This is a genomic window from Streptomyces verrucosisporus, assembly GCF_017114865.1.
Taxonomy (GTDB): domain Bacteria; phylum Actinomycetota; class Actinomycetes; order Streptomycetales; family Streptomycetaceae; genus Streptomyces; species Streptomyces fenghuangensis.
In genome coordinates this window covers 1-23,595 of record NZ_JADEYH010000023.1, presented here as the reverse complement: position 1 = coordinate 23,595, position 23,595 = coordinate 1, and the positions used below count along the sequence as shown (strand labels likewise).

18 protein-coding genes and 2 pseudogenes are annotated in these 23,595 nt (G+C 73.6%); 6 read left to right on the top strand and 14 right to left on the bottom strand.

Translation table 11 applies throughout. The features are described 5' to 3' along the window. Positions 1 to 111: 111 nt before the first annotated feature. The 5 genes from IQ279_RS21495 to IQ279_RS21475 all read right to left on the bottom strand — a co-directional run bounded on the left by IQ279_RS21495 (position 112) and on the right by IQ279_RS21475 (position 7,134). The gene (locus IQ279_RS21495) at positions 112 to 288 is read right to left on the bottom strand and encodes a DUF6104 family protein (protein WP_093847737.1); all 177 of its coding nucleotides are present in this window, start codon (positions 286 to 288) and stop codon (positions 112 to 114) included. 139 nt (positions 289 to 427) lie between these two features. Further along, entirely contained in the window at positions 428 to 4,231 is a 3,804-nt protein-coding gene (locus tag IQ279_RS21490; RefSeq protein WP_206350614.1) for a multifunctional oxoglutarate decarboxylase/oxoglutarate dehydrogenase thiamine pyrophosphate-binding subunit/dihydrolipoyllysine-residue succinyltransferase subunit, read from the bottom strand. 233 nt (positions 4,232 to 4,464) lie between these two features. Next, a complete protein-coding gene (locus IQ279_RS21485) occupies positions 4,465 to 5,559 on the bottom strand; it encodes a HAMP domain-containing sensor histidine kinase (RefSeq protein ID WP_206350612.1) in 1,095 nt (364 codons plus the stop codon). Beyond that, the gene (locus tag IQ279_RS21480; RefSeq protein ID WP_206350610.1) at positions 5,556 to 6,323 is read right to left on the bottom strand and encodes a response regulator transcription factor; all 768 of its coding nucleotides are present in this window, start codon (positions 6,321 to 6,323) and stop codon (positions 5,556 to 5,558) included. The genes IQ279_RS21485 and IQ279_RS21480 overlap by 4 nt, the downstream gene beginning before the upstream one ends. Positions 6,324 to 6,381: 58 nt before the next feature. Beyond that, complete coding sequence (locus IQ279_RS21475) at positions 6,382 to 7,134, bottom strand: spermidine synthase family protein (protein WP_241028512.1); 753 nt, start codon at positions 7,132 to 7,134, stop codon at positions 6,382 to 6,384. A 159-nt stretch (positions 7,135 to 7,293) separates the two neighbouring features. On the opposite strand from IQ279_RS21475, the gene lon reads away from it, so the two are divergent. Beyond that, a complete protein-coding gene (gene lon / locus IQ279_RS21470; protein ID WP_206350609.1) occupies positions 7,294 to 9,732 on the top strand; it encodes an endopeptidase La in 2,439 nt (812 codons plus the stop codon). A gap of 134 nt (positions 9,733 to 9,866) precedes the next feature. Here lon and IQ279_RS21465 read toward each other — a convergent pair whose 3' ends face one another. After that, positions 9,867 to 10,664, bottom strand: coding sequence for a hypothetical protein (locus tag IQ279_RS21465; protein ID WP_206350607.1), 798 nt, complete (start codon positions 10,662 to 10,664; stop codon positions 9,867 to 9,869). Positions 10,665 to 11,180: 516 nt separating this feature from the next. On the opposite strand from IQ279_RS21465, the gene IQ279_RS21460 reads away from it, so the two are divergent. From IQ279_RS21460 to IQ279_RS21440, 5 genes are all read left to right on the top strand, one after another. Beyond that, positions 11,181 to 13,970, top strand: a complete 2,790-nt coding sequence (locus IQ279_RS21460) for a sensor histidine kinase (protein WP_307792466.1) — start codon at positions 11,181 to 11,183, stop codon at positions 13,968 to 13,970. Next, positions 13,967 to 14,530 carry a roadblock/LC7 domain-containing protein gene (locus IQ279_RS21455; RefSeq protein WP_206350605.1) on the top strand — a complete coding sequence of 188 codons (564 nt, stop codon included), beginning with the start codon at positions 13,967 to 13,969 and terminating at the stop codon, positions 14,528 to 14,530. The genes IQ279_RS21460 and IQ279_RS21455 overlap by 4 nt, the downstream gene beginning before the upstream one ends. Beyond that, the gene (locus tag IQ279_RS21450) at positions 14,527 to 14,916 is read left to right on the top strand and encodes a DUF742 domain-containing protein (protein ID WP_206350604.1); all 390 of its coding nucleotides are present in this window, start codon (positions 14,527 to 14,529) and stop codon (positions 14,914 to 14,916) included. The genes IQ279_RS21455 and IQ279_RS21450 overlap by 4 nt, the downstream gene beginning before the upstream one ends. A 98-nt stretch (positions 14,917 to 15,014) precedes the next feature. Continuing rightward, on the top strand, positions 15,015 to 15,632 hold the full coding sequence (locus IQ279_RS21445) for a GTP-binding protein (protein WP_206350603.1): 618 nt from the start codon (positions 15,015 to 15,017) through the stop codon (positions 15,630 to 15,632). Between the two features lie 100 nt (positions 15,633 to 15,732). Beyond that, a complete protein-coding gene (locus tag IQ279_RS21440; RefSeq protein ID WP_206350602.1) occupies positions 15,733 to 16,971 on the top strand; it encodes a styrene monooxygenase/indole monooxygenase family protein in 1,239 nt (412 codons plus the stop codon). 61 nt (positions 16,972 to 17,032) lie between these two features. On the opposite strand, the gene IQ279_RS21435 is transcribed toward IQ279_RS21440, so the two are convergent. The 8 genes and pseudogenes from IQ279_RS21435 to IQ279_RS21400 form a co-directional block, all read right to left on the bottom strand. Next, on the bottom strand, positions 17,033 to 17,605 hold the full coding sequence (locus IQ279_RS21435) for a hypothetical protein (protein ID WP_206350601.1): 573 nt from the start codon (positions 17,603 to 17,605) through the stop codon (positions 17,033 to 17,035). Positions 17,606 to 18,099: 494 nt separating this feature from the next. Continuing rightward, on the bottom strand, positions 18,100 to 18,396 hold the full coding sequence (locus tag IQ279_RS21430) for a DUF8847 domain-containing protein (RefSeq protein WP_206350599.1): 297 nt from the start codon (positions 18,394 to 18,396) through the stop codon (positions 18,100 to 18,102). 10 nt (positions 18,397 to 18,406) lie between these two features. Further along, the gene (locus IQ279_RS21425; RefSeq protein ID WP_206350598.1) at positions 18,407 to 19,129 is read right to left on the bottom strand and encodes a TetR/AcrR family transcriptional regulator; all 723 of its coding nucleotides are present in this window, start codon (positions 19,127 to 19,129) and stop codon (positions 18,407 to 18,409) included. 95 nt (positions 19,130 to 19,224) lie between these two features. Beyond that, positions 19,225 to 20,154: an AurF N-oxygenase family protein gene (locus IQ279_RS21420; RefSeq protein ID WP_206350595.1), complete on the bottom strand. Its 930-nt coding sequence runs from the start codon at positions 20,152 to 20,154 to the stop codon at positions 19,225 to 19,227. A gap of 133 nt (positions 20,155 to 20,287) precedes the next feature. Next, a pseudogene (locus IQ279_RS21415) lies at positions 20,288 to 20,745 on the bottom strand (DUF3291 domain-containing protein). Positions 20,746 to 20,899: 154 nt separating this feature from the next. Further along, the gene (locus IQ279_RS21410) at positions 20,900 to 21,352 is read right to left on the bottom strand and encodes an SH3 domain-containing protein (protein WP_206350593.1); all 453 of its coding nucleotides are present in this window, start codon (positions 21,350 to 21,352) and stop codon (positions 20,900 to 20,902) included. A gap of 520 nt (positions 21,353 to 21,872) precedes the next feature. Continuing rightward, positions 21,873 to 22,589 (bottom strand): annotated as a pseudogene (locus tag IQ279_RS21405) (lytic polysaccharide monooxygenase auxiliary activity family 9 protein); the annotation flags it as partial. Positions 22,590 to 22,955: 366 nt separating this feature from the next. Continuing rightward, the gene (locus IQ279_RS21400; protein ID WP_206350589.1) at positions 22,956 to 23,486 is read right to left on the bottom strand and encodes an NUDIX domain-containing protein; all 531 of its coding nucleotides are present in this window, start codon (positions 23,484 to 23,486) and stop codon (positions 22,956 to 22,958) included. Positions 23,487 to 23,595 lie beyond the last annotated feature (109 nt).

Genomic DNA, 23,595 nt, shown 5'->3' with positions numbered 1-23,595 from the left:
TGCATCGGCGTACGACGACATATCGCGTCCCTGTTGAGACACGATATGTCGCGGTTGCGGGAAGTCAAGGGAAGCGCACGGCCGCACGGCGGGCGCGCGGGCCGCCCGCCGTCACTCGTCCTCGTCGTCCAGGCGCGCCAGCCAGGTCGCCAGCCGCTCCACGGGCACCTCGAAGTCCGGGTTGAGGTCGACGAAGGTCCGCAGCTGCTCGGAGAGCCACTCGAAGGTGACCTCCTCCTCGCCGCGCCGCTGCGCCAGCTCCTCGATACCGCGGTCGGTGAAGTACATGGCCGTCTCCTGTCGGGGCCTGATGGGGTGCGTGGGTATCACGGGCGTGGGGCCCGTACCGTCGAGGTGACGGTACGGGCCCCACGGGGCCTGCGGGCGGCGGCCGGCCGCCCTCGGCCCTTCTGCCGGCCTCGCCGGCTCAGAGGTCGAAGACCTCGTCGACCAGCTGCTGCTGCTCGGCCTGGTGACGCTTGGCGGAGCCCACCGCCGGGGAGGAGGAGGACGGACGCGAGACCCGGCGCAGCCGGTCCGCGTTCGGGGCCTTCCCCGAGCCGATGAACAGGTCGAGGTGGTCCACCAGATTGAGCGCGATGAACGGCCACGCGCCCTGGTTCGCCGGCTCCTCCTGCGCCCACACGATCGTCGACGCGCCGGAGTAGCGGGCCATCTCGGCCTGGATCTCCTTGCTGGGCAGCGGGTACAGCCGCTCCAGCCGGATGATCGCGGTGTCGGTCACGCCCCGCTTGCTCCGCTCGGCTGCGAGGTCGTAGTAGACCTTGCCGGAGCAGAAGACGACCTTGCGCACCTGGGCCGGGTCCACCGAGGCGTCGCCGATGACCGGGCGGAAGCCGCCGGAGGCGAACTCCGCCGCCTTCGAGGTCGCCGCCTTGAGCCGGAGCATCGACTTCGGGGTGAAGACGACCAGCGGCTTGTGGTGCGGGTTGTGCACCTGCCAGCGCAGCAGGTGGAAGTAGTTCGAGGGCAGGGTCGGCGCCGCGACCGTCATGCTGTTCTGCGCGCACAGCTGGAGGAAGCGCTCGATCCGGGCCGAGGAGTGGTCCGGGCCCTGGCCCTCGTAGCCGTGCGGCAGCAGCAGCGTGACGCCGGAGGTCTGGCCCCACTTCTGCTCGGCCGAGGAGATGAACTCGTCCACGACCGTCTGCGCGCCGTTGACGAAGTCGCCGAACTGCGCCTCCCACATCACCAGCGCCTCGGGGCGGGCCAGGGAGTAGCCGTACTCGAAGCCCATCGCCGCGTACTCGCTCAGCAGCGAGTCGTAGACGTTGAAGCGGGCCTGGTCCTCGGACAGGTAGAGCAGCGGGGTGTAGTCCTCGCCGGTCTCCCGGTCCACCAGCACCGCGTGGCGCTGGCCGAAGGTGCCGCGGCGGGAGTCCTGGCCGGCCAGCCGGACGGGGGTGCCCTCCATCAGCAGCGAGCCGACGGCGAGCGTCTCGCCCATCGCCCAGTCGATCCTGTCCTCCTCCACCATCGCCGCGCGGCGCTGGAGCTGCGGCAGCAGCCTGGGGTGGACGGTGATCCGCTCGGGGATGTTGACCTGGGACTCGGCGATCCGCTTGAGGACCTCCGCGCTGACGCCGGTGTCCACCGAGACCGGGAACTCCGCCTGCGGGGCCGGAACCTCCGCCGGGGCCGGCCGGCTGGTGGCGTCGCGGACCTCGGTGAAGACCTTCTCCAGCTGCCCCTGGAAGTCCTGGAGCGCCTGCTCGGCCTCCTCCAGCGTGATGTCGCCCCGGCCGATCAGCGACTCGGTGTAGAGCTTGCGCACCGAGCGCTTCTTGTCGATCAGGTTGTACATCACCGGCTGGGTGAAGTGCGGGTTGTCGGCCTCGTTGTGACCGCGGCGGCGGTAGCAGATGAGGTCGATCACCACGTCCTTGTTGAACGCCTGGCGGAACTCGAAGGCGAGCCGCGCCACGCGCACACAGGCCTCCGGGTCGTCGCCGTTGACGTGGAAGACCGGAGCCTCGATCATCCGCGCCACGTCCGTGGCGTACATCGAGGAGCGCGCCGACTCCGGCGGGGCGGTGAAGCCGACCTGGTTGTTGATGACCACGTGCACGGTGCCGCCGGTGCGGTAGCCGCGCAGCTGCGACATGTTCAGCGTCTCGGCCACCACGCCCTGGCCCGCGAAGGCCGCGTCGCCGTGGAGCTGGACGGGCAGGACGGTGAAGTCCGTGCCGCCCTTGCCGATGATGTCCTGCTTGGCGCGGGCCACGCCCTCCACGACCGGGTCCACGGCCTCCAGGTGGGAGGGGTTGGCGGTGAGGGAGACCTTGATCTCCTCGCCGTCCAGGCCGGTGAAGGTGCCCTCGGCGCCCAGGTGGTACTTCACGTCGCCGGAGCCGTGCATCGACTTCGGGTCGAGGTTGCCCTCGAACTCGCGGAAGATCTGGGCGTAGGACTTGCCCACGATGTTGGCCAGCACGTTGAGGCGGCCGCGGTGGGCCATGCCGACGACGACCTCGTCCAGACGCGCCTCGGCGGCGGCGTCGAGCACGGCGTCCAGCATCGGGATGACGGATTCGCCGCCCTCCAGCGAGAAGCGCTTCTGGCCCACGTACTTGGTCTGCAGGAAGACCTCGAACGCCTCGGCGGCGTTCAGCCTGCGCAGGATGCGCAGCTGCTCGTCGCGCTCCAGCGAGGAGTGCGGGCGCTCGACGCGGTCCTGGATCCACTTGCGCTGCTTGGGGTCCTGGATGTGCATGTACTCGATGCCGGTGGTGCGGCAGTACGAGTCGCGCAGCACGCCCAGGATGTCGCGCAGCTTCATCAGGGACTTGCCGGCGAAGCCGCCGACCGCGAACTCCCGCTCCAGGTCCCACAGGGTGAGCCCGTGCTCGGTGATGTCCAGGTCGGGGTGCTTGCGCTGCTCGTACTCCAGCGGGTCGGTGTCGGCCATGACGTGGCCGCGGACCCGGTAGGAGTGGATCAGGTCGAAGACACGGGCGGCCTTGGTGACGTCGTCGTCGTGGGAGACGTCGATGTCGCGCAGCCAGCGCACCGGCTCGTAGGGGATGCGCAGCGCCTTGAAGATCTCGTCGTAGAAGTCGTTCTCGCCGAGCAGCAGCTGGTGCATGATCCGCAGGAACTCGCCGGAGGCGGCGCCCTGGATCACCCGGTGGTCGTAGGTGCTGGTCAGCGTCATGACCTTGGAGACGCCCAGCTTGTTCAGGGTGTCCTGCGAGGTGCCCTGGAACTCCGCCGGGTACTCCATCGCGCCGACGCCGATGATCAGGCCCTGGCCGGGCATCAGGCGCGGCACCGAGTGGACGGTGCCGATGCCGCCGGGGTTGGTCAGCGAGGCGGTGACGCCGGAGAAGTCCTCCATCGTCAGCTTGTTGTTCCGGGCGCGGCGCACGATGTCCTCGTAGGCCTGCCAGAACTCGAAGAAGGTCAGCGTCTCGGCCTTCTTGATGGCGGCCACCACGAGCTGGCGGGCACCGCCCGGCTTGACCAGGTCGATGGCCAGGCCGAGGTTGACGTGGTCGGGCTTGACCAGCGTCGGCTTGCCGTCCTTCTCGGTGTACGAGTGGTTCATCGACGGCATCGCCTTGAGCGCCTGCACCATGGCGTAGCCGATGAGGTGCGTGAAGGACACCTTGCCGCCGCGGGCGCGCTTGAGGTGGTTGTTGATGACGATGCGGTTGTCGATGAGCAGCTTCACCGGGATCGCGCGCACCGACGTGGCGGTGGGCAGCTCCAGCGAGGCGTTCATGTTCCGGGCGACCGCGGCGGACGGGCCGCGCAGCGGCACGTACTCCGGTCCGGCCGCCCGGCCTTCCCCGCCCTCGGCGCTCTCGGCCCCGGCGGCGGGCTTGGCGGGCTCGCTCCTGGGGGGCGCGCCCTCGGCGGCGGGCTTGGCGGCCGGCTCGCTCTTCGCGGGCGCGGCCTTGGCGGGCTCGGCCGCGGGGGCCTTCGCGGCGGGCGCCGTCTGCTGAGGCCGGGAGGCCTGTGACGCCTGGGGCTCACCCGCGGGCTTCGACGCGCTGGGGGCCGCGGCACCTCCGGCGGCCTGTCCCGGCTTGTAGTCGGCGAAGAAGTCCCACCAGGCCCGGTCCACTGAGTTCGGGTCCTGGAGGTACTGCTGGTAGATCTCGTCGACGAGCCACTCGTTGGCACCGAAACCAGCGGCAGGACTCTTGCCCTGCCCGTCCTGGTCGGTCCTGGGAGAACTCGAAGTCTTGGGGGCCTGTGGCGACACGGCGGCAACCGCCCTCTTCCGCTTACCTGTGTGGGTGGACAGCAGAAATAAAGGCTACGCTCCCTGCGCCGTTCGGTGCAGTCGGCATGGTGTTTGCGTCGTCTAAGTCACATTCACAGGCGCGTTTCGGCGCTTTCCCTGACGGGAAACGAACATGGTTCGACTGTTTCGGGGAAGGGGCGGCCCAGGGAGTGGCCCCTGCTTCGCTCCCTCACCTCGCGGCTGCTTCGAGCCTACGTCAACTCCAGTCCGGACGTATCGCCGGGAAGGGTGACGAGGATCCGGCAGCCGCGCGGGGACTCGGCCACTCCGATCCGCCCGCCGTGCAGATCCACCGCCCAGCGCGCGATGGCCAGCCCCAGCCCCGTGCCGCCGTCCTTGCCCTCGGCCGGGGCGGAGCGGCCGAAGCGCTCGAAGACCCTGGCGCGGTCCGCCTCCGGGATGCCCGGGCCCTCGTCCAGCACCTCCAGCTCCAGGCTCAGCGGCGCCCGGCCCGGGCGTGCCCGCACCGTCACCCGGCCGTGGGACGGACTGTGCTTGACGGCGTTGTCGATCAGGTTGGCGACCACCTGGTGCAGCCGTTCGGTGTCGGCGTACGCGACCATGTCCGACGGTGTCACCTCCAGATGGAGGTGGACGTCGGTGCGGGAGTGCCCCTGACCCTTGGTCATGTTGGCCTCCTTGAGCACGCCCGCCAGGTAGGGCCACACCTCGAAGCGGCGCGAGTGCAGCGGCACCACGCCGTTGTCGAGCCTGGACAGGTCCAGCAGGTGCTCCACCAGGCGGCCCAGGCGCTCGGTCTGCCGCAGTGCGATGTCCATCGTCGCCGGATCGGCCTCGGAGACCCCGTCCACCACGTTCTCCAGCACCGCGCGCAGCGCCGCGATCGGGGTGCGCAGCTCGTGCGAGACGTTGGCCACCAGCTCCTTGCGGTGCCGGTCGGCGGCCTCCAGGTCGGCGGCCATGCTGTTGAAGGTCCCGGCCAGCTCGCCCAGCTCGTCGCGGCGGTCGACACGGACCCGCCGGCTGTAGTCGCCGCGCGCCATCCAGCGGGCGGCGTTCGTCATCTCGTCCAGCGGCGCGGCCAGCCCGTGCGCCACGAACTGGGTGACCACCAGCGAGGCGATCACCGCGAGCAGGGCGATCACCCGCAGCTCGATGGCCGAGTGGACCGCGACGATGGTCAGCAGGGTGGTGATGGCCACCGTGACGATCACCAGCGCGCCCAGCGCGGCCTTCACGGAGCGGAACGGGTCCACGGGGCGCACGCCCTCCCAGAACCGGTTCCACAGGGAGCGCCGGCGGCGGCCCGCGCCCGCCGCGCTCATGTCCAGTCGGGGGCCGGGGCGGGAGCCTCCAGCGCGTAGCCGACGCCGTGGACGGTACGTATCCGCTCCGCGCCGATCTTCCGGCGCAGCGCCTTGATGTGGCTGTCGACCGTGCGTGTGCCCGAGGCGTCCGCCCAGTCCCACACCTCGGCCAGGAGCTGTTCGCGCGAGAGCACCGCGCGGGGGGAGTTGGCCAGGCAGACCAGCAGGTCGAACTCGGTCGGGGTGAGATGGACGTCCCGGCCGGACACCCGCACCCGGCGCTGGGCGTTGTCGATCTCCAGCTCGCCCAGCCGCAGCGTGCCCGAGCGGGGGGAGGAAGCGGCGATCGTGGCCCGCTCCACGCGGCGCAGCAGGACGTGGGCGCGCGCGACCATCTCCCGCATGGAGAAGGGCTTGGTCATGTAGTCGTCCGCACCGACCCCCAGGCCGACCAGCATGTCGGTCTCGTCGTCCCGGGCGGTGAGCATCAGCACCGGGACCGGCCGCTGGGCCTGCACCCGGCGGCAGACCTCCAGACCGTCGAAACCCGGCAGCATCACGTCCAGGACCAGCAGGTCGGGCTGCCACGCCTCGGCCGCCTCCACCGCCGCCGGGCCGTCCCCGGCGGTGCGGACCTGGAAGCCCTCGGCGCGCAGCCGGGCGGCGACCGCCTCGGTGATGGTCGGGTCGTCCTCCACGACCAGGATCCGGCGCTGGGCGCCCGGGGTGGCCGCCGCGGCGGCGGTGCCGCCGTGGGACTGCGTGGTGTTCCTGTGGTCCATACGTCTCGCCCTACCGCTCGGTTTCTCGCTAGAGCGTAAAGGGCGCGTGTGCGCTGCGCTACGCCGGTCGGGTGGCCAGGTGCACCACGTCCGGGACGCCTCGGGCGACGGGCACCTCTTCGGTGCGCACCCGCGTGAACCCGGCATTTCGGAGCGCTTCGCCGAACGCCCGGGACGGCTGCGCGGACCACACGGCCAGCACCCCGCCCGGGGCGAGCCGCCGTGCGCAGGCGGCGAGCCCGGCGGGCGTGTAGAGCGAGCCGTTGTCCTCGGTGACCGTCCAGTCGGGGCCGTTGTCGACGTCCAGGCACAGCGCGTCGTACGGTTCGCCGTTGCCGGGGCCGCCGCCGGTCAGGTGCGCCAGGAGGTCCTCGGGGGCGATCCGCACCCGGGGGTCGGCCAGCGCGCCGCGGGAGACCTCGCCGAGCGGACCGTCGCGGTGCCAGTCGATCACCGCCTCCTCCCGCTCGACCACCGTGATCCGCCCCCAGCGCGGCTCGGCGGCCGCCTCGGCCAGTGAGAAGCCGACGCCCAGCCCGCCGATCAGCACGGCCGGGGAGGGCCGGCCGCCGCCGGCGTCCAGCTCCTCGAGCGCGGCCCGCACCAGCAGGCGCTCGGAGCGGCCGTCGGAGGTGTCCATCAGGAAGCAGCCGTTGGCGATGATCTGCAGCAGCTCACCGTGCCGCCGCAGCACCACCTCGCCGTGGGGGCCGTCGCGGCGGTCCAGCACGAGGGGGGCGTCGGCCCCGTGGCCGGCCGCCGTCTCGTACGGGGGGTGCGGGGAGTGCGGGTTCCGGGTGTCGGCCGTCATGCCGGCCATCCTGCCGGTGGCGGGCGGAGCGGGGCGGGCGGGGCCGGTGAGCGCGGTGATCGCTCGCAGCGAACACATGACGGGGAACACGGCGCACCGCCCGGACATTGAACGGGTGTTGAGTCGCTTCAGCTCAACTTGTCTGCCGAGGGAGAGATCATGGCTCTGTCGCCCGCAACGCTCACCCTGCCCGTGCTGCCGCTCGACGACGAGGTGGTGCTGCCCGGCATGGTGGTGCCGCTGGACCTGTCCGACGCCGAGGTGCGGGCCGCGGTGGAGGCCGCCCAGTCCGCCGCCGGGGACGGCGCGCCCGGCTCCGGCGGTCCCGACGGCAGGGACGGCAGGGGGGAGAAGCCGCAGGTGCTGCTCGTGCCGCGCATCGACGGCTCCTACGCGGACATCGGAGTGCTCGGCCGCGTCGAGCAGGTCGGCCGGCTGGCCGACGGCGACCCCGGCGCCCTGATCCGGGGTGTGAGCCGGGTGCGGATCGGCGCGGGCACCACCGGGCCGGGCGCCGCCCTGTGGGTGGAGGGCGCCGGGATCGAGGAGGGCGTCCCCGATCCGCTGCCCGGCGCCGTCGCCGAACTCGTCAGGGAGTACAAGGCGCTGGCCACCAGCTGGCTGCGCAGGCGAGGCGCCTGGCAGGTCGTGGACCGCGTCCAGCAGATCGACGACCCCGGGCAGCTCGCCGACAACTCCGGCTACAGCCCCTTCCTGGGCTCCGGCCAGCGAATCAGGCTGCTGGAGACCACCGACCCGGTGGAGCGGCTGAGGCTGGCCGTCACCTGGCTGCGCGACCACCTCGCCGAGCAGGACGTCGCCGAGGCCATCGCCAAGGACGTCCAGGAGGGTGTGGACAGACAGCAGCGCGAGTTCCTGCTCCGCCGCCAGTTGGAGGCCGTCCGCAAGGAGCTGGCCGAGCTGAGCGGACAGGCGGAGGGCGAGGGCGACGACCACCGCGCCCGGGTGGAGGCCGCCGACCTGCCGCCCAGGGTCCGCGAGGCCGCCCTGAAGGAGGCCGACCGCCTGGAGCGCGCCCCCGAGCAGAGCCCCGAGAGCGGCTGGATCCGCACCTGGCTGGACACCGTCCTGGAGATGCCGTGGAACGAGCGGACCGAGGACGCCTACGACATCGCCGGCGCCCGCGCCGTCCTGGACGCCGACCACGCCGGCCTGGAGGACGTCAAGGAGCGCGTCACCGAGTACCTGGCCGTCCGCAAGCGCCGGGCCGAACGGGGCATGGGTCTGGTGGGGGGACGCCGGGGCGGCGCGGTGCTGGCCCTGGTCGGGCCGCCCGGAGTCGGCAAGACGTCCCTGGGGGAATCCGTGGCCCGGGCGATGGGGCGGAAGTTCGTCCGCGTCGCACTCGGCGGGGTGCGCGACGAGGCCGAGATCCGCGGCCACCGCCGCACCTACGTCGGCGCGATGCCGGGCCGGATCGTGCGGGCCGTCAAGGAGGCCGGCTCGATGAACCCGGTCGTACTGCTCGACGAGATCGACAAGGTCGGCAGCGACTTCCGCGGCGATCCGGCCGCCGCCCTGCTGGAGGTGCTGGACCCCGCACAGAACCACACCTTCCGCGACCACTACCTGGAGGTCGAACTAGACCTGTCCGACGTGGTCTTCCTGGCCACCGCCAACGTCCTGGAATCCATCCCCCAGCCCCTGCTGGACCGCATGGAGCTGGTGCGGCTGGACGGCTACACCGAGGACGAGAAGGTCGTCATCGCCCGCGACCACCTGGTGCCCCGCCAGCGCGAGCGCGCCGGGCTGGAGGACGGCGAGGTGGTGCTGGAGGAGGACGCGCTGCGCAGGCTCGCGGGCGAGTACACCCGCGAGGCGGGGGTGCGCGACCTGGAGCGGTCCGTGGCGCGGCTGCTGCGCAAGGTCGCGGCCCAGTACGAACTGGGGGAGCGCGAGCTGCCGTTCACGGTCGGCGCGGAGGATCTGCGCGCCCTGATCGGCCGCCCGCGCCACACCCCGGAGTCCGCCCAGGACCCGGCCGGGCGGCGCACCGCCGTCCCCGGAGTGGCCACCGGGCTGGCCGTCACCGGGGCGGGAGGGGACGTCCTCCACGTCGAGGCGTCGCTGGCCGATCCGGAGACGGGCGGCTCCGGCCTGACGCTGACCGGCCAGCTGGGCGAGGTGATGAGGGAGTCCGCGCACATCGCCCTGTCCTACCTGCGCTCGCGGGGAGCGGAACTGGAGCTGCCGGTGGGCGATCTGAGGGACCGCGGCGTCCACCTCCACGTCCCGGCGGGCGCGGTGCCCAAGGACGGGCCGAGCGCGGGCGTCACCATGACGACCGCGCTGGCCTCGCTGCTGTCGGGCCGCCGGGTCCGCCCGGAGGTGGCGATGACCGGTGAGGTGTCGCTGACCGGCCGCGTCCTGCCGGTCGGCGGGGTGAAGCAGAAGTTGCTGGCCGCCCACCGCGCCGGGATCACCACGGTGGTCATCCCCGAGCGGAACGAGCCGGACCTGGACGACGTGCCCGAGGAGGTGCTGCGCAAGCTGGAGGTCCACCCGGTCTCGGATGTCCGCCGGGTGCTGGAGCTGGCCCTGGCCCCCGCCGGGGCGGACCTGCCGGTCGCGGTCTGAGCGGAGAGCGGGCCGGAAGCGGGCGCCTCGGTGCGCACGCGGTCCGCCCCCGGACGGTTCCCGGTCCGCCCCCGGCGGATTCCGCCCCCCGGCAGACGGGGCCGGGGGGACCGGGAAACGGGCCGGGAAGGCGTCTAGAACTCCACCAGTACGGCCGTCGCGTCGTCGTGCGCCTTGCCGCGCGGAAAGGCCGCGCCGGCGCGGTCGGCCGACTCGGCGGTGCGCACCCGCCCGATCAGCGACCGGGGACCCTCCTTGCGGAGCACCGCCATCAGCGCGGTCCAGTCGCCCAGGCGGAAGGTGTCCGTCCAGCGCGTGACGCCGTCGCTCAACGCGGCCAGCGCGCGCACCCGTTCGCGGGGCGCCGAGCCCGCCACCGCGCGCCCGGCCACCGACGGATCGGCCGCCGCGGTGAAGAAGCCGCCCTCGGTGTTGCGCAGGGACTCCAGATACGCGGCCCGCCCGGCCGGGGGCAGCGCCCGCGCGGCGGGCCGCAGCCCGTCCAGCCGGGAGTCGAGAACGGGCGTCACCGCCCCGTCCGCGCCCTCCACCAGCAGCGCCGAGTCGGAGAGCACCAGATGCTCGACGGCCGAGTCGTCCCAGCGGGCCAGCACCACCGTCGCCTGCGGAGTGCGGGAGTGAGAAAGGTCACACCCCGGGCCGTGGGAGGCGGCGGTCCGGCCGATGGCGGAGGCCAGGCACTCCCTGAGTGTCATATCCCGCCGTGAACCGGACAGTTCGAGCAGCGCCCCGCCCAGCCGGGCCACGTACCACGGCACGTCGTGGGCGCACCCGGTGTCCTCGGGGGGCGGGGTCACGCCGTCCAGCACCACCAGCGCCCCGCCCCTTCCCGCCGCAGGTAGGGCTACCGACGCGTAGTCCTCGTTGGGGACCTGGGGGCTGCCGGGCTCGCTCGCCATCTCGATCCGCATGCGCGCCAGTGTGCCGGAGGGGCCGGAAGGGTGCGCGGGACGGGCGCCGCCGGCAGAGGGCGGACGGCGGGCCGAGGGCAGGTCTGAACCACTGTCACGACCTGCGGTTCCTTCGCCGGAGTTCTACCGGAATCGGGGTTTCCGTGAAACGGCGGGCGCGAATACTGCCAAAAGGCCGGGCGGATTTCCAACCCCTGACCGGTGTGTGGCCGAACCGGTCGCGGCATCGGAGTTGTTCGGCAACTCCCCCGTGATGTTCACTCCTTCGAGTGGCCCGGCAGGGGGACCGCCTCCGCATCCGCCGCGGAGATGGAAACGTCGGCCGCCGCGGGCAGCCGTGATCGGACGGGATACGGTCCCCTGCCGCACACATTGGACTGTCGCGTCCCGGACTGGTCCGGGACGGCGGAAGCGAGATTGCGAGCACGGGTGGGGAAGAAGCGACACCGGAGCAGCCGGCAGGACCGCCAGGACGGCACAGCCTCCGCACCACCCCCCACCGGGCGCAGGGCGCGGGTGCGCAACAGACTCCTCGCCTCCGTCGTACTGTGCGCCGCCGCCGTACTCGCCGCGGGCGCGCCCTCGGTGGCCACGGCCTCGCGCGACCTGACCGACGCCCAGCGACTGGTCGACCGCGCCGACCTGGGCCGCCGCGCGGTCTCGCTCTCCCACGCCCTGGCCGACGAGCGCGACGCCGTCGTCCGCCACATCGCCGCGGGCCGCACCGCCGTGGACGGCGAGGGGCTCTCCGAGCGGGAGCGCGCCCGGGTGGACCGCGCCATCCGGGAGCTGAGCGCCGACGCCCCCGCCGACATACGCAGGCTGCTCGACGCCTTCCCCGACACCCGACAGCGGGCCGTGGCCGGTGAGGGCGGCGCCGTCGAGACGTACGAGGCCTACACCCAGCTCATCCAGTCCCTCGGCGGCATCACCGCCGCCACCACCCGCGCCCTGCCCGCACGCGCCGAGAACGCGACGGCCGACGCGCTCCCCGACCTCGGGCGCGCCGTCGAGCAGGCCTCCGCCGCCCGCGGGCTGCTGCTGGCCGCCCTCGCCGGCGAGGGCGAGCAGCCGCGTCTGACCGCCGCCGCCCAGCAGGCGCACCTGCGCGAGCAGGCCGCCCTCGCCGACTTCGACCAGACCGCGCTGGCCGGCGACCGCGACGCGTACGCCAGGACCGTCACCGGCACCGACGTGACGCTGGCCGAGCGCTACCTGGCCCGCCTCACCGACCAGCCGCGGCTGGACTACCAGGACCGCTCCCTGGACTCCGACCGCGTGGCGTCCGCGCTCACCGCCCGGGTGGACCGCATGCGCAGCATGGAGTCCTCACTGGCGGCCGCCGAGGTGGAGAGGCTGGAGGGGCTGCGCGACGACGACGTCACGGCACTGGAGCTGCGCGCCGCCCTCCTGGGGGTCTGCCTGGTGCTCGCCGTCGGCATCAGCGTGCAGACCGCCCGTTCGATGGCCCGGCCGCTGTCGGTCCTGCGGCGCGGCGGCGAGCGGGTGGCCGCCGACCCGGTGGGCGAGGAGCCGGTGGTGTACACCGGCCGCAACGACGAGTTCGCCGACGTCGTACGCGCCGTCAACCGCCTGCGGGCCACCGCCGCCGAGCTGCACGAGCGCGCCGTCCGGGCCGAGGCCGCGGCCGGCTCCGAGCGGCCCGCGGACTTCGAAGCGGCCGGTCCCGCGCGGCCCGCCGCGGTGGGGGAGCCGTCCGCCGGTCCCGCGCGCGAGACCGGCGACGCCCCGCTCGCCGCCGAAGTCGCCGCCGTGCGCGAGCGGTTGACCGCTCTGACCGCCGAGCACGAGAAGCTGCTGCGCGAACACGAGTCCGCGAGGGCCGCCGCCGGGCCCGCCGAGTCCGCCGGCGGCGAGGGCCCCGAGCGCCGCCAGGGCACCTCCAACGGCACGTTCGTCCACCTCGGGCTGCGGACCCTGGGGCTGGTGGAGCGGCAGCTCGCCCTGATCGAGTCCATGGAGCACGAGGAGAAGGAGCCGGAGCGGCTCGCCTCCCTGTTCAAGCTCGACCACCTCGCCACCCGGATGCGCCGCCACAGCGAGAACCTGCTCCTCCTGGCGGGCTCCGAGCACACCACCGGCCATCTGGAGCCGGTGCCGTTGCTGGACGTGCTGCGCGCCGCGGTCAGCGAGATCGAGCGCTACGAGCGGGTGGAGATCGCCACACTGCCGCCGCACGCCCGGGTCTCCGGATCCGCCGCCGACGACATCAGCCATCTGATCGCCGAACTGGTGGACAACGCCACCGCCTTCTCGCCGCCGGAGGCCGAGGTGCGGCTGTCGGGCTGGATGCTGGAGAACGGCGAGATCATGCTCTCCGTCCAGGACGAGGGCATCGGCTCCTCCCCCGAGCGGCTGGCCGAACTGAACGCCAAGCTGGCCGACGGGGCCTTCGCCGCCCCCGAGGACGACGACGCGCTGGGCATGGGCCTCTACGTGGTGGCCCGGCTCGCCGCGCGGCACGGCGTACGGGTGCAGCTGCGTGAGCAGAAGCAGGGCGGCATCACCGCGATCGCGGTCCTGCCGCGCGCCCTGCTGCCCGACCGCCCGGTGCCCGGGGCCATCGCGGGGGCCAGGACCGCCACCGCGGGGACGGCGCAGCCCCTGCCGGGCACGGTCGCCGAGGCCAACGGCAACGCACTGCCGTTCCGTCCGGACCGGGCACACCCGGCGGTGGCGGCGGGCACGGACGGGCCGGACGCGGGAGCGGACAGCGAGGGCGCCGGCACCGCGGCCCGCACCGCGGATGCCGCCGCCGACGACGTCACCGAGACCGCGCCGATCCCCCGGATCACCGAGGACGCCGCGCCTCCCCCGGCCGCCCGCGCCGCGGCCGACCCCCCGCGCGACGCTCCGGCGCGGGCCACGGGCCCGCGCCACGCCGAGCCCGAGGACCCCCGCGAGCACAGCCGGACCCGGGACGAGGCGCCGGCGGCGGCTCCGGAAACGGTTCCGGAATCGGCCCCCGAACCCGCTCCCGCCTCCGCCGTGGAGGACGGGACCTCACCCGCCCCGCGGACCGTCACCGCCAAGGGGCTCCCCAAGCGCACACCGCGGACCGTGGAGACCGGAGTCGACGTCTCCCGGCCCCGCACGGGCGGCCTGAGGGCCGAGGAGCTGCGCAGACGGCTCGGCGGCTTCCAGCAGGGCGCCCGGGACGGCCAGCGCGACGCGGAGGCGCAGATCGCCGCCGAGCAGGTCGCCGCCGACCGGAGCGAGGGCCCGGCGGACGACCGCGCGGAGGCGACGGAGACGGGTGGCACTGTCGAGGAGGCACGCAAGTGAACGCGCCCACCACCGCACACACGCCCAGCCGCCAGGCACGCAACCTGCGCTGGCTGCTGTCCAACCTGGTCGACGAGGTCCCCGGCGTACGGTCCGTCGCCGTGGTGTCCTCCGACGGCCTGCTCCTGCTCTCCTCCGAACCGGGCGGGCCCGCCGGGGCCGCCGGTCCCGACGGCGGACCGGACCGCGAGGAGGACGGCGGCGGGGAGCGCGCGGACGGCGCCGCCCCGCGCCGGGAGCCGGGAGGACGGCCGGAGCGCGGTCCCAGGGACTCCGGCGCGGACCTGGCCACCATCGTCTCCGGCCTCGGCTCCCTCACCCAGGGCGCCTCCAAGCTGATGGACGCCGGGCCCGTCAAGCAGACCATGGTCGCGATGGACGAGGGCAGCCTGTTCGTGATGTCGATCAGCGACGGCTCGCTGCTCGGCGTCCACGCCGCCCCCGACTGCGACATGAGCGTCGTCGCCTACCACATGGCCCTCTTCGTCGGCCGGGCCGGACACGTCCTCACCCCCGAACTCCGCACCGAACTGCGCACGTCGATGGAGCTGGACCAGTGACCTCCCACAGCCCGCTGCCCGTACGCAAACCCGCGCGCGTGCGCCCCTACTCCCTGACCGGCGGCCGCACCCGCTTCGGGCACGTCCTGCTGGTGGAGACCCTCGTCGCCGCCATCGAGGCCCCCGAAGCACGCCTGGAGCTGACCTCCGGCGGCCTGCGCGACCGCGTGATGCCCGAGATGCGGGCCATCGTCGAGCTGTGCCGCCGGATGCGCTCGGTCGCCGAGATCGCCGCCCGTCTGCGGATGCCGCTGGGCGTGGTGCGCGTACTGCTCAGCGACCTCGCCGACCAGGGGCGCATCCGGGTCTACGGCACCGGCTACGACAACGACCGCCCCGACCGCGCACTGCTGGAGAGGGTGCTGGTCGGACTCCGCAGGCTCTGACGGGCCCTCCCGCACGCCGTCCGGCGCACAGGGCCGGACACCGACACCGACGCAGACCCGAAGCAGAGCAGACCCGAAGCAGACCCCGAGAAAGACCCGTGGTGGACGCCGTGAACGACCCGGCACAGAGCGCCGAGAAGCTCCAGCCCTGGCAGGAGGAGCGCGGACGCGCCCCGATCTCCGTCAAGATCGTGGTGGCGGGAGGCTTCGGCGTGGGCAAGACGACCTTCGTCGGCTCGGTCTCCGAGATCGAACCGCTGACCACCGAGGCGGTGATGACCCAGGCCAGCGAGGGCACCGACGACCTAACCGCCACCCCCGAGAAGACCACGACCACGGTCGCCATGGACTTCGGCCGCGTCACCCTCGACGCCGACCTGGTGCTGTACCTGTTCGGCACACCCGGCCAGCGGCGCTTCTGGTTCATGTGGGACGACCTGGCCCGCGGCGCGATCGGCGCGGTGGTGATGGCCGACACCCGCCGGCTGGAGGACTGCTTCCCGGCGCTCGACTACTTCGAGAGCTGCGCCCTGCCCTACGTCGTCGCCGTCAACCACTTCGAGGGGACGGAGTACTACGAGGCCGAGGACGTGCGCGAGGCGCTGTCCGTCCCCGACCGCGTGCCCGTCGTCATCATGGACGCGCGCAAGCGGGACACGGTCGTCGACTCGCTGACGGCGCTCGTCGGCCACGCGCTGAACCTCACCCCCGCCTGACCGGCACACCCGGTCCCGCCCCGGCGCCCCACGCCCCGGCGCCCCACGCACCCCCACACCCAGGCACCCCATCACCCAGGCATCCCAGGGGAGAACCGCCATGCGGAAGATACTCATCGTCGGAGCCGGCCAGTCCGGTCTCCAGCTCGCGCTCGGCCTCCAGTCGCACGGCTACGAGGTCACCGTGATGTCGAACCGCACGGCGGACGAGATCCGCGGCGGCCGGGTCATGTCCACCCAGTGCATGTTCGACCAGGCCCTCCAGCACGAGCGCGACCTGGAGATCAACTTCTGGGAGGACCAGAGCCCGCGCACCGAGGGCCTGGGCGTCTCCGTCGTCGGCCCCGAAGGGTCCCGTGTCATCGACTGGGTGGGCCACCTGGACGGCCACGCCCAGTCGATCGACCAGCGCGTGAAGATGGCCGGCTGGCTGGAGACCTTCGCCCAGCGCGGCGGCCAGCTCGTCATCCACGGCGCGGCCGTCTCCGACCTGGACTTCTTCGCCCGCACCTACGACCTGGTGCTCGTCGCGGCCGGCAAGGGCGAGCTGGTGACGATGTTCGAGCGCGATGCCTCGCGCTCGCCGTACGACAAGCCGCAGCGTGCGCTGGCGGTCTCCTACGTGCACGGCCTGGAACGGCGGCCGGAGCACCCCGACATGCTGGCGGTGCGCTTCAACCTGGTGCCGGGCGTCGGCGAGCTGTTCATGATCCCCGGCTACACCGTCTCCGGCGCCTGCGACATCATGTTCTGGGAGGGGATCCCCGGCGGCCCGCTGGACGTCTTCCAGGGCGTCAAGGACCCCGCCGAGCACCTGGACCTCACGCTGGAGCTGATGAAGCGCTTCACCCCGTGGGAGTACGAGCGGGCCCGCAAGGCCGAGCTGACCGACGCGGGCGGCACGCTCGCCGGCCGCTACGCGCCGACCGTCCGCAAGCCGGTCGGCCGCCTCCCCTCGGGCGGCGCGGTGCTGGGCGTGGCGGACGTGGTGGTGGCCAACGACCCGATCACCGGACAGGGCTCCAACACCGCCTCCAAGTGCGCCGCCTCCTACCTGGCCTCCATCCTGGAACACGGGGACAGGCCGTTCGACGAGGAGTGGATGCGGGCCACCTTCGAGCGCTTCTGGGAGGACACGGCCCGGCACGTCACCAAGTGGTCGAACGGCCTGCTGGCGCCGCCGCCGGAGCACGTGCTGCAGTTGATCGGCGCGGGCATGGAGCACCAGGAGCTGGCGAACCGCTTCGCCAACGCCTTCAGCGACCCGTCCGACCTGGAGAACTGGTTCTTCGACCCGGAGAAGGCGCAGGCGTACCTGGCGAGCCTGGCCTCGGACTGAACCACGCCGCCGGCCGGCCGCACGCCCCCGCCGGCCACACGCGGCACGGCCGGTGTACGCCTCACCGGCCGTGCCGCGCCGCCTCCGCGAGGCGCAGCTCGGCCAGCTCGCCGTCGTCGAGCGAGGCGAGCGCCCGCTCCACCTCCGCCAGCCGCCGCCCGGCCGCGTCCCGCCGCCGCCCGCTGTCGCCGGCGAGCGTGAGCTGCCGGTCCAGGGCGCCGCGCGCCCGGGTCGCGAGCCGGTCCAGCCGCCGCTCCTCGGCCGACAGCCGGGCCGCCTCGGCGGCCCGGTCGCCCAGCACCCGCTCCACCGCCCGCCCGCGCTCCAGCACCGTGCGCACCTCCCGCTCGTCACGGCCGAACAGCAGCCGCAGGGAGGGCGGAAGCACCCCGGAGGAGCCCCGGTAGTGCTGCCGGGCCAGCCGTCCGGCCTCGTCGCGGGCCTCGGCCAGCCGTACACGGGTACCGGCCAGCTCGCGCTGGAGCCGGTCGACCTTCCCGCGCCGCTCGGCCGCCTCCCGTTCGACGGCGCCGTGCGTCTCGCCGGCGGCCTCGGCCCGCCGGTACAGGTCCCGCATCCGGGTCAGCAGCTCGCTGACGGGCACGTCACCGGCCGCCGAGGCGTCCCCGAACACCCCGCCCGCCTCCCCGGTCCCCCCGTCCCCGAACCCGTCCGGTGACGGGGGGACCGGGGGAGGGGCCGGCACCGGGGGAGGGGAGGGGGCAGCGGCGGCGGACGGCCCCGGCCCCGCGGCGATCGCGGCACCCGTCACCGCCGCCACCGCCGTCACCGCCGCCCGCACCAGACGGACCCGAACCCTCACCACCGGCTCACCTCCGCGCTCCGCACCGCCACCGCCTCGCGGGCTCCCCGCGAAGGCCCTGCGGCGATCGTGGCACGCGCGGCCGGGGCCGGCCTCCGCAGCGGCACCCCGGCTGCGGCAAACGCCGTAAGGGCCCGTGGCGTACGGCGGCCCGGCCGGAGCCCGCTCACCGGGCCGCCCGGTGTACGTCACCGCGCCCGCCGGATCACTCTCCCCGGTGGGCGTGACGTCGTCGCAGGGGAAGGCGGGCTCGTGCGTACTCGTGCCGGGGGCCGTGGGTGTGGGACTCGGCTGAGGCGGTCCGCTCAGCCTTCCCCGGTCCTCCCGGCCCCGGTGCCCGGCCGGCTCCACGGCCACCTCGGAACGCGCCGCTGCCTGCCCTCCGGCCGGTACACGTACCGCCAGCCGCGCGGCAGCACCGACCACCTCCCGCCGCCGGTCACCGCCTCCAGGCGGTAGACGTGGACGACGGGCCGCCCACCCGCGGGATCGGGGACGGGAATCTCGTAGTACTTCGGCGGACGCCCCGTGGGGCCGAGCAGGACGGGCAGCACCCGCCCGTCCATCGGCCCGCCGGTGAACGCTGTCTCCTCGCTCCTCACCGCTCCAGTGTCACAGCAGGTGGAGGGCGTCGCCGACCACCGGGGCCACCTGCCGGACCAGCCGCCCCGCCAGCCCGTCCGGCCGCTCCAGGGCCAGCGCGGCGCGGGCGATCCGCGCCGCCCGCGCGTCGCCGGCGGCGGTGGCGGCGAGCAGGGCGAGGAAGTGGTCCACCAGCCAGTCGCGCAGCTCGGGCAGCGGCGGCTGCTTGCCCTCGTCGAGCCAGATCAGCGAGGCGGCCTCCACCGCGGCGATCCAGGTGCGGACCGCCATCCGCAGCCGCGGGCCCGGCTCCGGACCCGGTTCCACCCGCAGGTGCAGCAGGATCTGCTCGGCCGCGGCCCGCCGCACCCCGTCCACGATCGCGTCCGTCCGGGACGTCTCGGCGACGCTGCCGCCCCTCAGCAGGGCGGCGAACCCCGCGTCGTGCCCGTCGACGAAGGCGAGGTAGCGGTCCAGCGCCCGCGACAGCCTGCGGCTGAGCGGGCCGCTCTGCGGCTCGGCGAAGCACCGCCGCAGCTCATCGGCCGCGCTGCCGAGGGCGGCCTCGTACAACTGCTGCTTTCCGCCGGGGAAGTAGCGGTAGACCAGGGGGCGCGAGACGCCGGCCGCCGCGGCGACGTCGTCGAGCGAGACGTCCTCGGGGGCGCGGTGCGCGAAAAGGACCAGCGCGGCGCCGAGGAGCTGGTCGCGCCGCTCCTCCACGGTGAGCCTGCGGTATGCCGGGGCGGTCATGCGGGCAGGGTAACCGCCGCCGGACGCCTCCGTCCCATCCGCCCGTACCGCCGCCCCCGCACCGCCCCGCCCGGTATCGCCTGCCCGGGTACGCCCTATGCCAGCAGCCCGGAGCTCCGCCACAGCCTGCGGCCGGCCCCGCGCAGCACCCCGATCTCGTCCAGGAACTCCGTCAGCCGCCCGGCGCCCGTCTGCATCACCTCGCGGCGGTGGCCGCTCGCCCTCACCTGGGCGAGCGCCTCGCGGCGGTCGAGCCCGACGTCCGTGTAGACCTGCGGGTTGACGAAGGATATGGACATCACCCGGGCCGCCTGGCCGGAGCTGATCCGGGTCAGCTCCGCCTCCCAGCGCGGGCAGCTCACCATCTGGCGGCGCAGCTCCTCGCGCGCGTAGCGCACGTGCCGGGCCTCCTCGACGACGTGGATGCGGGTGATGCCGCGCACCAGCGGCTGGACGCGCTCGTCGGGGAACGTCAGCCGCTGCATCCAGTCCAGGACCTCCTCGCCCAGCAGCGTCGCGGTGAACGAACCGGGCGTGGTGGAAACGGTCTTGAGGACCCGGGCCAGGTTGTGGTGGAACTTGGGGACCGGGTACGGCCGCACTCCCGCCCGGGAGATGAAGCGGGTGAACATCTTGGAGTGCCGGCACTCGTCCTCGATCTCGGTGAGGGCGTAGCGCACGTGCGAGCTGTCCATGGGCTTGTCGTAGATGTGCCGCACCAGCAACTGGATGAGGATGATCTCGAACCAGACGCCGAGCGAGGCGAGCGAGGCGGCCTCGCGGCGGGCGAGGTCCATCCGCCGCTCCTCGGACATCCGCTTCCACAGCGGGGTGCCGTAGAGGGAGACCAGCTCCGGCGGCCAGAACCACTTGCCCTCCTCGAAGGGCGCGTCCCAGTCCAGCTCGCGGTCGGGGTCGAAGGAGTGCCTGGCCGACGACTCGAGCAGACGCTCGGCCACCTGTTCGCGGTCCTTGAGCAGCCCGAGGGCGTCCCGGAGCCCTCCGGCATCGGTCGCGGTCGTCATCGCACGGCCACCTCACTGTCGGGTTACTGACGGTCACACCTGGGCCGCCTCTTATGAGACCGCTCGTCAGCAAGCCCGTCAATCCCCCGCGCGCGACCGGCCGGACGCACGGGCGCGTCCGGCCGGTCGCGACTCAGCCCTCCCGGCCGTGCGGACCGAAGACCGTGCGCAGGTCGAACGCGTACGGCGTCGGCCCGTGCTCCCGCAGGTGCAGCAGGCGCTCCTCTGCCTCCGCCACGGTGGGCCGGTGCCCTTCCGCCACCCACCACAGGGCGGCCATCGCCTCGCCGACCCGCTCGAACCACTCGTGGCGCCGCTTGAGCAGCTCCCGGTGGCGGCCGGCGTACATGAACGCCCTGAGTGAGGGAAGGTCCCGCCACACCGACATGTTGATGATCAGCCAGTCGTCCCCGAGTACGGGCACGTCCGTCGCGTTGCCCGAATCGCTCTGCAGCCGCCACACGAAGCCGTCGGCGGTGGCGTTGACCGGGTCGAGGGCCTCGGTGAAGTCCCGCAGCGGGGGGAGCCCAGTGGAGCCCTGAGGCGGGCGATGTTGACCTGGGCGAGGTGGTGCGCGGAGTCGGTCGTCATGGACCGCACGCCAGCGGCGGGTGCGTCGGCGGTGCGGGGGCTTTCGCCCCTCGGGCGGTCCGCGCACGGCGGCGCCCGCCCCCGCCGCCGGGTGGGCGACGGGGACGGGCTCCGGGGGCTGGGCCGCGGTCGTCAGCGGTGGCGTTGCCGACCGTCAGTGGCGGCAGAACTTCGGGGCCGGGCCGATGTTCTGCACGTAGCGGGCGGCGACCCAGCCGTCGTGGTGGTGGTACCTGCGGTCCAGCTTGTACCAGCGCGGGTTGCCGTCGATGTTCTGGCTGTTGACCTTGCACTGGATGTGGACGATCTTGCCGTAGGGCAGGGTCGCCAGAACCCGGCTGCGGGTGTTGGGGTGGCTGCGGACGTTCAGGCCGGTGCGGGCGATGACCCGGCCCTTGTAGGTGTGGTGGTGCCTGTCGTCCATCGACTCCGGCGCCATCTCCGGGTTGCGCGTCTCGGCACCGGCGCGCGGGGCCTCGACGCTCTGCCGGCCGAGGTCGGCGGAGGGGGCGGGCGGCTCGGCGAAGGCCGGCCCGGCGGCGGTGGCGAGTGCGACGGCGCCACCGGCGGCGACCAGGGCGAGCTTGCTGAGCTTCGACTTGACCATTGTGGAGAAACCTCCTGGGAGGGGAGGGCCCGGTGCGGGGACCGGGCCCGGGGAAAGGGCACATGGACTGCGTCACGGCCCGTGATGAGCCGATCACTACCACGCGCAATTCACGTTAAATCGGCACATATGAGCACGCAATCCATCACAGTCGGTGACCGAATCGGCTAATTCCCAGCTCAGAGCCCTTGTGGCCGCCCGGGGGCGCTTTCCGTCCCGCTGCCCCGCACGGGTGAAGGTGCCGTCGCTTCCCCGCAGGTCAGCGGCCTGCTCCATCACCCGGACGCACCCGCCGCGCCGCGGCGGGAAGGCCGGTGCCCGTCCGGAGGCGCGGGTCGCCGGACCGGCCGAATCCGCGGGGTCCGTCCATGCGTGTGCCCCGCCGGGTTTCTCCGGCGGGGCACACGCATGGAGGAGTGGGGGCGGGCGCGGGCGGACACGGAGGGGCCCCGCCGGAGAAACCCGGCGGGGCCCGGTGGGGGTCAGCGCGCGCCTGGTGCGGAGCGCCTCCCGGTCACCACGTCACGTTGCCGTTGCCGCCGTCGAAGACGACGTCGGAGCAGGAGTAGAAGTTCTCCTGGCTGTCGGAACGCGTCCAGTGGATGTACATGAGGTGCTGGCCGGAACGCTGCGGCAGCCGGACGTCCCAGTAGTAGTGACCGGTCTCGGAGCCGACGCTGCCCGACTGCGGCGGATTGGTCACGGTGTTGATCTTCTCCAGGTCACCCCAGGCCAGGGCCTTGTTCGGGGACCAGCCCTGCTTGGTGATGTAGACGTCGAAGCGGCCCGGGTGGTGCGCCCAGTTGCTGTGCTTGATCCGGACGTTCGCCCCGGAGGTGAGGTGCGTCTTCGGCCAGTCGCTGCGGGCGGCGTTGTACGAGGAGAAGTCGAACGGTCCCCGGTCGCCGCCGCTGCACAGCTTGCCGTCCGGGATGTAGCCCGTGGTGCGTCCGCCGCCGTTGGAGTCGAGCACGGCGAACCAGTTGTACAGCCCGGTGGTCCCGTCCTCCCGGACCGCGTCCGCGCAGGCCGGGTTGGAGGGCAGCTGGTGGTTGTTCCTGACCAGGTCCTGGTAGCACAGGTAGGTGCGCGAGCCCGGCATCATGGTCGCGCCGTGGGCCGTCGCCGGTGTGGGCGCCGATGCCATGACGAGGCCGAACAGGGCGGCCCCGAGGAGGGCTAAGGAGCGGGGGGAGCGGGCCGGCGCCGCGCGCCGGGCGGTGTGCTGAACAGCCATGGTGGGGGGTCTCCTTCGGAGTCTTCCGCGTCGGCGGGCGGCGCCGGCCCGGCCCGGGGAAGCGGGCCGGGCCGGCCTCCACCCGCCGCCGGGTGTACGGCCATACACGGAGGCGCTCCCGTGGGCGGCGGTCGGCCGGAAAGGCGTGGGGGTCATCCGGCGATCACTCCTGGGAGCGCTCCCATTACCTCAAGGTATCGCCGCGTGAAGCGCTCGTAAACGTCTTCCCGCGACACGGCCTCGAAAGTCCCCCGGAACACGGGAGAAACCACCGCGAAACGACCCCGTGGCGCCGCCGCCCGGTGTCCGCAGCCCGGCGTCGGCACCGATTCCGCCGCGCTCCGCGCCCCCGGCGGTCCGCCGCCCCTACACGGCCGGACCGGCGGCCTCCCCCGCCAGATACGCGCGCATCACCTCGGTGTGCGCCGGGAAGGCCAGCGCGGCCGGCTCCTCCAGCACCATCCACTCCGTCGCCTCGGCCGTGGGAGCCGACGGGGGGAGGGAGGCGGCGTCCCGCTCGGGCAGCAGGCCGAACACGAGGAGGCTGGTGCCCCCGTTGTGGACGTCGACGAGGGTGACCTCCCGCGCCGCCGCCTCCAGCCCGGTCTCCTCCCACAGCTCGCGCACCGCGGCCTGCCGCCAGCTCTCGCCCAGTTCCATGTAACCGCCGGGCAGAGCCAGTTCGCCGCGGAAGGGCTCGATGTCCCGCCGCACCACCACCAGCCCCCGGCCGCCCCGGGCGGTGGCGACGGGCTGGAGCGCGACCGCGACGGGCAGGGGGTTGGCCCAGTTCGTCTCGCCGCAGCCCGCGCAGTCCCTGGGCCATTCGGCGCCGTCCGCGTAGCGCGTCCCGCAGTACGGGCAGTGGGTGATGCGGCGGCCCGGCGTGAATCCCATGTGCTGACTGCCCCTCTTCCGCGTAAGGCCGCCCGCCGATGCTTTGGCGGCGCTCCGCCCATCCAACCCGATCGGCCGAGGCGAGGGGAGCCGAGGGGCCCGGCCGCAC

Excerpts from the sequence above, each read along its gene's own strand:
- IQ279_RS21475 (WP_241028512.1), bottom strand. The coding sequence starts at position 7,134 with ATGACGGCCGACACCCGGAACCCGCACTCCCCGCACCCCCCGTACGAG.
- IQ279_RS21400 (WP_206350589.1), bottom strand. The coding sequence starts at position 23,486 with ATGGGATTCACGCCGGGCCGCCGCATCACCCACTGCCCGTACTGCGGG.
- lon (WP_206350609.1), top strand. The coding sequence starts at position 7,294 with ATGGCTCTGTCGCCCGCAACGCTCACCCTGCCCGTGCTGCCGCTCGAC.
- IQ279_RS21440 (WP_206350602.1), top strand. The coding sequence starts at position 15,733 with ATGCGGAAGATACTCATCGTCGGAGCCGGCCAGTCCGGTCTCCAGCTC.
- IQ279_RS21480 (WP_206350610.1), bottom strand. The coding sequence starts at position 6,323 with ATGGACCACAGGAACACCACGCAGTCCCACGGCGGCACCGCCGCCGCG.
- IQ279_RS21420 (WP_206350595.1), bottom strand. The coding sequence starts at position 20,154 with ATGACGACCGCGACCGATGCCGGAGGGCTCCGGGACGCCCTCGGGCTG.
- IQ279_RS21425 (WP_206350598.1), bottom strand. The coding sequence starts at position 19,129 with ATGACCGCCCCGGCATACCGCAGGCTCACCGTGGAGGAGCGGCGCGAC.
- IQ279_RS21495 (WP_093847737.1), bottom strand. The coding sequence starts at position 288 with ATGTACTTCACCGACCGCGGTATCGAGGAGCTGGCGCAGCGGCGCGGC.
- IQ279_RS21410 (WP_206350593.1), bottom strand. The coding sequence starts at position 21,352 with ATGGTCAAGTCGAAGCTCAGCAAGCTCGCCCTGGTCGCCGCCGGTGGC.
- IQ279_RS21485 (WP_206350612.1), bottom strand. The coding sequence starts at position 5,559 with ATGAGCGCGGCGGGCGCGGGCCGCCGCCGGCGCTCCCTGTGGAACCGG.
- IQ279_RS21465 (WP_206350607.1), bottom strand. The coding sequence starts at position 10,664 with ATGCGGATCGAGATGGCGAGCGAGCCCGGCAGCCCCCAGGTCCCCAAC.